The 2,218-nt window shown below is 30.4% G+C and carries 2 protein-coding genes; both read right to left on the reverse strand.

Annotated elements, in window-relative coordinates:
* Positions 1 to 42: 42 nt before the first annotated feature.
* Positions 43 to 1,233: an SH3 domain-containing protein gene (locus AQ1689_RS05350; RefSeq protein ID WP_101955420.1), complete on the reverse strand. Its 1,191-nt coding sequence runs from the start codon at positions 1,231 to 1,233 to the stop codon at positions 43 to 45.
* 12 nt (positions 1,234 to 1,245) lie between these two features.
* Positions 1,246 to 2,218: hypothetical protein (locus AQ1689_RS05355; protein WP_219618436.1), on the reverse strand; the 973-nt coding region annotated here is incomplete at its 5' end.

Genomic DNA, 2,218 nt, shown 5'->3' on the forward strand with positions numbered 1-2,218 from the left:
ATTAAAATAAACCGCTCTCTTTTTTTAATCATTAAAAAACTATTATTCTTTGATTATAGTAACCCTACTACTATGCACCCAACCTTCATTACCTTTAAAGCGTACAAACCACCATCCTTCTTTATAAGAATCCCCGATCAGGTTCTTTCCCTCTTTGGATACCATAAACTTCTCTCCATCTTCTATTTTGAATACAATTTTCCCTTTCCAGTTTCTCACATTAGTATATCCATCAGCATCATTTATTATTGCTTTTTTATATATCGGTTTTGGATTTCCATCATTCTTTGGTGTTTGTCCGTAAACTTTAATACTGTAATCTTTTAGTCTTTCAAAACCATAATAATCTACTATTTTCATTTTTTCTAGATATTCAGGAAACCTATCATAAATGTATTCTGGCAACCCCCATTTAGGTAAATCTCTATCGATAGCAGTGTTCATAATAAAAGCCAGTGTTTTATCTGGTTCTTTATAACTTATAGAATCTAAAATCATATCTTCCATATAAGTTTCTATAGGAAAATCCCCATCAGTATACTCATATACTTTTTTGAATAATTCTTGTCTTAATACTCGTCGAAATTTATCAGTGTTTTCAATTTTTTCGAGATCAAATAATAAATCAGGAACATCTACATGACTATAAAAATCGATTTGGCTAAATGCGCTGGACAAGATCATTTTATTACCATGATAACCATAATATTTTACTAATTTTTTTAAATCTCCTTTCCATTTCTTTTTGTATTTATGGATTATCTTTTGATCTTCATAAAATATTAAATTATTATACTCACAAAAAGTAGTCTCTTCTGCATTTTCACCTTCAAGAAGCATTGGTTCATCAATAACAATACGCTGCTTTTTTAGGATTATGTTTGGCATAAAATCATATGACATAGGAAAAATATTATCTGAATATTCATCAACATCAATACCGTATACTTTTTGTACTTGTTTACGAAATTCATTATAAGGTAATGGAGTAAAATCTTTGCATTGTTTTAAAAATTTTTCTGCAATAGGAATCAAAGTCTTTTCTATATATTCTATATTCTCTTTTTGGGGATCAAACCTCTTTTTTTTTATCGTATCCATGGTTTTAGCATTATTTATAAAGACATCAGTTGATGATATTTTATCTGATAATTCTTTAGATTTTTCTTCAACGTTCTTGCATCCAACATGCAGTAAAATAATAAACGTAACAATTAATTTTAATATTTTCATTTGTTTAATGTTTTATTCATCTTCTAAAATTCCTGTCCACTTGGTTGGTGAGTTTACAACACTATCAGTCCAAGGCTCTTCTATAACTTCTCGTTCTTCTATAATAATACGAACTTCTCTATTTTTTATTTTTAAATCTGCTATATTCTCAAATAATTCAGTCTCTAATTCGTTAGTATATTGTACTGTTGAAAGACATCCTATTGTAAATTTAGGATTCCAGTTATGTATGGCAATACCACCCCTATATCCATCAGGACCATTGGGAATAGTGGGCTGTATACCACCTGCACTAACATACATAGAATGGCTTTGCTCTCCTTTCTCTGCCTTTGGTATCAAATAATACTCTCCGGGCGGGCATTCATTATTTGTGCCATAACGATTAGCAGAGTGGATTCCGTATTTAATTTTATCCCCATGAGCGTCTCTAGATAAATAGGTCGTATAATCAGGTATCGGTAGGTTATCTTCCGCCTTTAATTTTTTATAAGTATCTAGTTCCATACTACGATACACGCATGTTTTATAACGCACTACATTTTTTAGATTAACAAAACCTTTCTTATTCTTATAATCAAATTTATCATGGGCTTTTCCATCTACAACTACTACTGTACCAATTTGACCATCTCGTCTTTTATAATCTACACATTCTTTGGCGTTAAGAGTTTCAATTGCTTTTTGAAAAAAATTATAGCGATCAGGAACACTATCATCGCTTGCATTTACCTCTTTACTAACAGCAGTAACAGCATCTAAACTATCTCCTATATCTGCTCTACTATTTAAAAATTTCCAATCCCAAAAAGCTAAGGCAGATACCATAGCGTCTTTAGCATTGTTTTTTAATTTATAGGGGTTATCACCACCTATCCAGTTAACATCTTCTTCATTGTCAATTTTCATCTTTCTATTAAACCTACCTTGCAAAGTTTTATAATTACTTTTCCAAGTAATTTGCTTAAATCCTTTACCACTATAT

This window comes from Tenacibaculum finnmarkense, from assembly GCF_900239185.1.
GTDB lineage: Bacteria > Bacteroidota > Bacteroidia > Flavobacteriales > Flavobacteriaceae > Polaribacter > Polaribacter finnmarkensis.